Below are 6,650 nucleotides of genomic sequence, written 5' to 3'. Positions count from 1 at the left end.
GCCTGCTGAAAACGACGCTTACCGTTTCTTTCCAGTTCCACCACACGCAAATGGATGGGGCGCACGCTTCCCGCTTTTTGGACGGGATTCAGAGAGCAATTGACAATTTGCAGTATAAGTAAGTTTGCTATAAATGATATACACAGGTTACGATTTTGCGGCTTATTTCAAAAATGACTATTTAGGGTAACTGATTTCGTAACAGATTGAGTAACTTTGCTCTCAATAATAGAAACAGCAATGGAAACAGACATAGAAACCAAATATTGCCAAACCTGCGGAATACCCTTAGATATTGACTACAATAATCTTGGGGTAAATACGAGTGCGGAATATTGCGACTATTGTTTGAAGCATGGTGTCAAGGGTTACGATTTTTCGATGGACTATCTGATTTACCTTTGGGGGCTTTTCCCCGAAGAGTATTATAAAGAAGTAGGTATATCCTATACTTCGCAGGAAATCAGAGAGGTAATGTCAAAACGGCTTCCCGAAATAAAACGGTGGAAACAAAAAATCAATACAGCCCACGTGTTATATGAGCTGATTGTAAGGGTACAAGAATACATTAACCGCCATTTGTTCGAGGAACTTAGTTTAGATGCCCTATCGCAAACGGCAGGTATTTCCAAATACCATTTCCGGCGTGTTTTCAAGGCTGTATGTGGTGAAAATGTCGGGCTTTACATTCAACGGTTAAGATTGGAATATATCGCTTTCAAGTTAATTTCAACCGATATAAGTGTTACAGAATTGTTATGCCACATAAACTACCAAAACAAACATACACTTTCAAGGGCATTCAAAAGTTATTTTAAGTGTACGATACCGGAATTTCGTAAACTACATTCCAATGCTAACCCCGCAGGAATGTATCCGGTGCAAATTGTTCCTTGCATTGAGAAAGTTCCGCCTGTTCGTATTGCCTGTTTGAAACTGGAATGGACGGAACATATAAACCATGATTTTACGGTATTATGGAAACAGATTCTACGCCTTTCTGAAAATTGCGGTTTACAGTCAAGTGGCTGTAAATTTATAAGCCTTACATTGGATTGTCCGCTAATTTCTTCAGAAGAACAAACCCGTTTCATGGTGGGTATAACCGTTACGGAATCATTTAACGTTCCCAATGGCTTTTCTGTTCATGAAATAGAAGCCGGAGAATATGCAGTGTTTCAATTCAAGGGGTTATATCACGAGTTGAACAGAGTATATCGTTACATATACCTTGATTGGTTGCCAACAAGTGGATATGCGCTACGGGAGCCTTACACATTTGAAACCTATCTCAATACTCCCGAAAAGACCCCTGTTTCGGAGTTGAGAACGGATATTTATATTCCTATTGTGCGAAAGAACAAATGAATGACTTAAATAAGGAAATTGAACAACAGCTAAGAAATGAAAATGCCGATTTTGTTCACTTCGTGGATATTTCCATGCTGGATATACGACAAAACCGGGGTTTTCCCTATGCCCTACTGATAGGAATTGCCATAAATCCACATTTTATCAAAACTGTACATGATAGTCCCGATTATGTGCATACCCTCAGCGATGAATATGCACAGGCAGAAAAACGGGTGGGAATGATTGCAGACAAACTGGCTGGGCGGCTTATCAGCAAAGGTTACAAAGCATTATCACAGTCCGACAATGCCTTGATAACCGAGAATACATTTGACTTCACAACAAAAACGTCCGTTTTACCACATAAGACCATTGCCGTACTTAGTGGTACTGGTTATATTGGCAAAAACAACCTGTTCATCACGGCTGAATATGGAGCGGCACAATGTCTTGGCTCTGTCCTAACAAATGCCCCTTTATCAATAATGGAACACGAAATCAAGTCGTCGCAATGCGGTAATTGTAATATATGCAGGGATGTATGCCCTCAAAAAGCGTTAAACGGGGTTGTATGGGACATGAATGTTTCAAGGGATGAGATAGTAAATGTTTATGACTGTGTTACGTGCTTGAAATGTTTGGTTTATTGCCCGAAAACAAAGGCATACATGAAACGACATATCACTATGAAGTAAGATGAAGGGGTATATAGGTAATATATTGCAGGAAATAGACATAGAGATTGACGAAATCGACCTCTACGGCTATGATATTATCGAAACCTCTCTTTCAATGGTACATAAGCTGCAAACGGTTCTTGATGATTTGAGAACTAAAATACAAACCTATATATTTCCAACCAAAGAGGACGAAATCTTATTTTTCAAGACACAGAAACCGGAAATACTCGGTCGGTTGCTATTCTTCTATAAGATATACAAGATTGAAACACAATGCCCTAACGGTAGCGATGAAGTGATTAGGAATTATATCAATCGGGAACTGGATAATCTGACCTATTTCTTCAATCGCAATTTGGACTTTTATCAATACTACCGTTCACACTCCACTGTGTATGATGAATATTATTTTGTTCGTGGAAAAGCAGATTTGCGGTTATGTACCGATAGTGCACAGTTTGACAAAGACCCTAATTTCTCAACCGGATATGACTATAAAGTGGCAAAGATTATCGCCAATGAAATGCTGCGCATTTATCTGAATAAGCGATTGGTGAAACTGGTAACGAATAATCAGATAGAAGATAATCTACAAAGATGCTTCAAATACCCGTTCCGCTTTACAGGCAAAAAGGCATATCTTATCGAATTGGGATATTCTCTTGTATCTTCGGGTGACATCAATAATGGCAACGTGGAGATAAAAGAAATAATGAATTTCCTTAGCACGATATTTCATATTGATTTAGGGGATTATTACGCTTCATACATAGCCATGAAAGAGAGAAAAGACCGGACGGCATATCTTCATCATCTGATAGAGAGCCTTGTTAAGCGGATGAATGAAGATGATATGAAATAAATTCCTGTATTCCAGTATGTAGAAGTACCATGTTTTCCCCAACATGGTACTTTCTTTTTATGGTGAAATCTACTTTGAAAAATGACATTTCGGAGAACTTTTACGCCAATATTCCCCTAAAAATAGCTTGAAAAAAAGTAATACCATGATAGATACAACCATGACTTTTAGGTTATTTCTTCTCCCGAACTTTGCAGCAAATCAATAAGTTAGCAATATGGAGATTATAACATTTGAGTCAAAAGCCTATAAGGAACTTGATAACAAGATTACCGCCATAGCAGACTACATTTTCAATCACTTGGACGAAAACAAGACTGATGAAGATGAAATTTGGGTGGATAGTTACGAAGTCTGCACGTTCCTGAAAATCAGTGACCGTACTTTACAACGCCTACGGGCGGCAGGAATGATTTCTTACTCCGACATCAAGGGGCATTACTTTTACAAGATTAAGGAAGTAAAGTGAATGTTGGAAGAACGCCTGATTAAGCGTGATAAGGAGTGTATAAATGAACTGATAACCAATCATCAGAAATATGTTAAGGAAAGAAGAAATTCTAAGCAGAACAAATAACGGTCTGCTTGTTTTCAAACATTACTTACCCGGGGACTGGCGTATTGGCAGGCACTTTCTTAATCCTCTTTATCAGGATAAGAAAGCATCCTGTAATATCTACTTCGACCGCCATAGCGGTATGTATAAAATGAAAGACTTCGGCAACGACAATTATAGCGGCGATTGTTTTTTCTTCGTGGGGCAGTTAAAGGGGCTGGACTGTAATTGGGCGGCTGACTTCGTGGAGATACTGGAAATCATAGACCGGGATTTGGGCTTGGGGCTGGCTTCCGGCACTCCGGTTTCCATGTCCCCGGCAACCGTCCGCCGGGCAGTGCCAGACAAAACCGAAGAAACACCCGAAAGGCACGTCAAGCCTTACCAGTTCCGGGAACAGAAGTTTCCGCTTGCCGAACTGGTGTACTGGCAACAGTACGGCATCACGCCCGAACTGCTGGAACATTACAAGGTCTGTTCGCTCCGGGAATACAACAGCGAAACGGCAGAGGGCAAACCGTACACCTACACTTCATCGGTAGCAGAACCCATGTACGGCTACAAAGGCAAACAATATATCAAGCTATACCGCCCGTTCTCCACGCCCCGCTTCCTCTATGGCGGCAGCTTCGGTGAAAACTACTGTTTCGGGTTGGAGCAACTGCCCGCCAAAGGTGACACGCTCTTTATCACGGGCGGCGAAAAAGATGTGCTTTCGCTGGTGGCACACGGTTTTAATGCTATCTGCTTCAATAGCGAAACGGTGACTATCCCGCCCACGCTGGTTTATCGGCTGACGTTCCGATTCAAACACATCATCCTGCTTTTCGATATGGATAAAACGGGCAAGGAAAGTTCACGCAAGCAGGAAAAGCTATTGGAAGAATTTGGCGTGAAACGTCTGTTGCTACCACTTCCGGGAACGAAAGAGGAAAAGGACATATCCGACTACTTCAAAGCCGGGAACACCCGTGAAGATTTTCTGAAACTGTTTATCGAATTTTTAGACAACCTGTATAGCGACACATTGATTATGCTAAAATCGTGCGAAATAGATTTCAACAACCCGCCCGCCAAAGCGCAAGAGATTATTTCGGCGGGTGACGTTCCGTTAGGAACACAAGGCAACCTGTTCGGCATCACCGGGGGCGAGGGAACGGGAAAGAGCAATTATGTAGCCGCAATCGTGGCGGGCTGCATCTGCCCCGCTGGTGCGGACATAGATACGCTGGGCATACAGATAACCGCCAACGGCAGGCACAAGGCGGTATTGCTTTATGATACCGAACAGTCGGAAGTGCAACTGTTCAAGAATGTAAGCAACCTGCTGGCACGTGCCAAACAGCCGGACAAACCCGATGAACTGAAAGCGTTTTGCCTGACGGGGATGTCACGCAAAGAACGCCTGAACGCCATTGTGCAGAGCATGGATAAATTCTACTACCAGTATGACGGCATCCAGTTGGTAGTCATTGACGGCATCGCCGACCTTGTTAAGAGTGCCAATGATGAAGCGGAAAGCGTGGCGGTGATAGATGAACTTTATCGGTTGGCGGGTATCTATAACACCTGTATTCTTTGTGTGCTGCACTTCGTTCCGAACGGCTTGAAGTTACGGGGACATTTGGGTAGCGAGTTGCAGCGCAAGGCGGCTACAATCCTTTCGATAGAGAAAGACGAAGAACCTGCCCAGTCAGTGGTAAAATCACTGAAAGTAAGGGATGGTAGCCCGCTGGACGTTCCTCTGATGCTCTTTGCATGGGACAAGAAAGCCGGGATGCACGTGTACAAGGGTGAGAAACCCCGTGAGGAAAAAGAGAAGCGCAAGGAAAGGGAACTGGTAGGTGTTGCCCGTGACATTTTCGGGCGACAGGCACATATCACCTATATAGACCTTTGCGAACAGTTACAGCAGGTTTTGGATGTTAAGGAGCGCACCGCAAAGAGTTATATCCGCTTTATGCGTGAACGGGAGATTATCATTAAAGACCCGGTGAACCAAAGCTATTTTATGATGGGTCTTATTTAATCCGGTAGCCTTATGTATATAGATAAAGAAAACTTCGTGGCTTGGATGGAGCGTATCATGGATAGGCTCGATATGCAGGACAAAAAGATAGACCGCCTGTTAAGCGGTCACAATTACCTGAACGGTGAAAAACTCCTTGACAATCAGGATTTGTGCTTTATGCTGAAAGTGAGTACCAAAACCTTGCAACGTTACCGGAAGAAAGGAATACTGCCTTACTTGACGTTAGACGGAAAATATTTCTATCGTGCAAGCGACATACACAAGTTAATCCGTGAACGCATGGATTAAGTGATAATCAATATCATATATTTTCTTCTTTAAATCCTGTCTTGTTATGATAATAAGGCAGGATTTCTATTATTTGCAAGGTTATTCCGGTGATTTTCGCTACTTTTGCAAAAGTAACATAAGAGAATAACGGCGGTTGAACAGTTTTGGCTGTAATATCGTCATTATAATAACATATTCGTTCGCCGAATATCTCAAAGTAGAAAACTGGCACTTTTCAAAATGAAACGAGATTTCAGCGCAATGTCTATGCTATGCTTTGTCATAGCGTGGGCTTGCCTGTCCCGTTTCAAAGGTATTGCCAGTACCTCTACTTTGGAGCAGTGTAAGTTCACGCTTCTTTTTTTGAGGTAGCAGCGGACAGTTTGAAAAAAGATTATCAACTGTTTAATACCTGATAGGATGAAACAAATTAAAGCGCATATCGCCGTATCTCTTGACGGACATACAGCCACCTTAGACAAGGAACTGGATTGGTTACCCGATGAAGTAAAAACTATCGTTGGCAAATACTATTTGGATGCTGATTGCCTGCTTATGGGGGCGAACACCTACAACTACATCTTTGAACACTGGGGCGGGTGGCCGCACAAAAGCAAACGGTCTTTTGTGGTGTCACACTACGACACCAACGTGACGCCGGACTGCGGCGTGGAGTTCCTGACCGAAGAACCGCTGCAAAGGGTCTATGAACTGAAACAGGAAACCGACATGCTGGTGGTGGGCGGCGGCAAGCTGCTTACTTCATTGATTAAAGCCGGGTTGCTGGACAGCCTGACAATATACACCGTCCCGGTCATGTTGGGCAAAGGCATCGGCTTTATCGGGGAAACATCGGGTCAAGCCGAAATTCCGGTGCATTTGGTAAAATTGGAGGGC

At 42.9% G+C, this 6,650-nt stretch carries 6 protein-coding genes and 2 pseudogenes; all 8 read left to right on the top strand.

The window, feature by feature from the left end; translation table 11 throughout:
* Nucleotides 1-122: pseudogene (locus C5S62_RS13820) on the top strand (chloramphenicol acetyltransferase); the annotation flags it as partial.
* A gap of 118 nt (nt 123-240) precedes the next feature.
* Nucleotides 241-1,368, top strand: a complete 1,128-nt coding sequence (locus C5S62_RS04550) for a GyrI-like domain-containing protein (RefSeq protein ID WP_104404247.1) — start codon at nt 241-243, stop codon at nt 1,366-1,368.
* Complete coding sequence (locus tag C5S62_RS04545) at nt 1,365-2,048, top strand: ferredoxin family protein (RefSeq protein ID WP_104404246.1); 684 nt, start codon at nt 1,365-1,367, stop codon at nt 2,046-2,048. The genes C5S62_RS04550 and C5S62_RS04545 overlap by 4 nt, the downstream gene beginning before the upstream one ends.
* Before the next feature lies 1 nt (nt 2,049).
* On the top strand, nt 2,050-2,895 hold the full coding sequence (locus C5S62_RS04540; protein WP_104404245.1) for an RteC domain-containing protein: 846 nt from the start codon (nt 2,050-2,052) through the stop codon (nt 2,893-2,895).
* A gap of 217 nt (nt 2,896-3,112) precedes the next feature.
* A pseudogene (locus tag C5S62_RS04535) lies at nt 3,113-3,472 on the top strand (helix-turn-helix domain-containing protein).
* Nucleotides 3,435-5,480 carry an AAA family ATPase gene (locus tag C5S62_RS04530; protein ID WP_104404244.1) on the top strand — a complete coding sequence of 682 codons (2,046 nt, stop codon included), beginning with the start codon at nt 3,435-3,437 and terminating at the stop codon, nt 5,478-5,480. Before C5S62_RS04535 ends, C5S62_RS04530 begins: the two are co-directional and overlap by 38 nt.
* 12 nt (nt 5,481-5,492) lie before the next feature.
* Nucleotides 5,493-5,771: a helix-turn-helix domain-containing protein gene (locus C5S62_RS04525; protein ID WP_016276694.1), complete on the top strand. Its 279-nt coding sequence runs from the start codon at nt 5,493-5,495 to the stop codon at nt 5,769-5,771.
* 402 nt (nt 5,772-6,173) lie between these two features.
* Nucleotides 6,174-6,650, top strand: a 477-nt coding sequence (locus tag C5S62_RS04515; protein WP_104404242.1) for a dihydrofolate reductase family protein, incomplete at its 3' end; no start/stop codon positions are given.

The organism is Prevotella sp. MGM2, assembly GCF_002933955.1.
GTDB lineage: Bacteria > Bacteroidota > Bacteroidia > Bacteroidales > Bacteroidaceae > Alloprevotella.
The sequence above is the reverse complement of the archived record's forward strand: the minus strand, read 5'-3'. Positions and strand labels throughout refer to the sequence as shown.

Excerpts from the sequence above, each read along its gene's own strand:
- C5S62_RS04550 (WP_104404247.1), top strand. The coding sequence starts at position 241 with ATGGAAACAGACATAGAAACCAAATATTGCCAAACCTGCGGAATACCC.
- C5S62_RS04545 (WP_104404246.1), top strand. The coding sequence starts at position 1,365 with ATGAATGACTTAAATAAGGAAATTGAACAACAGCTAAGAAATGAAAAT.
- C5S62_RS04540 (WP_104404245.1), top strand. The coding sequence starts at position 2,050 with ATGAAGGGGTATATAGGTAATATATTGCAGGAAATAGACATAGAGATT.
- C5S62_RS04530 (WP_104404244.1), top strand. The coding sequence starts at position 3,435 with ATGTTAAGGAAAGAAGAAATTCTAAGCAGAACAAATAACGGTCTGCTT.
- C5S62_RS04525 (WP_016276694.1), top strand. The coding sequence starts at position 5,493 with ATGTATATAGATAAAGAAAACTTCGTGGCTTGGATGGAGCGTATCATG.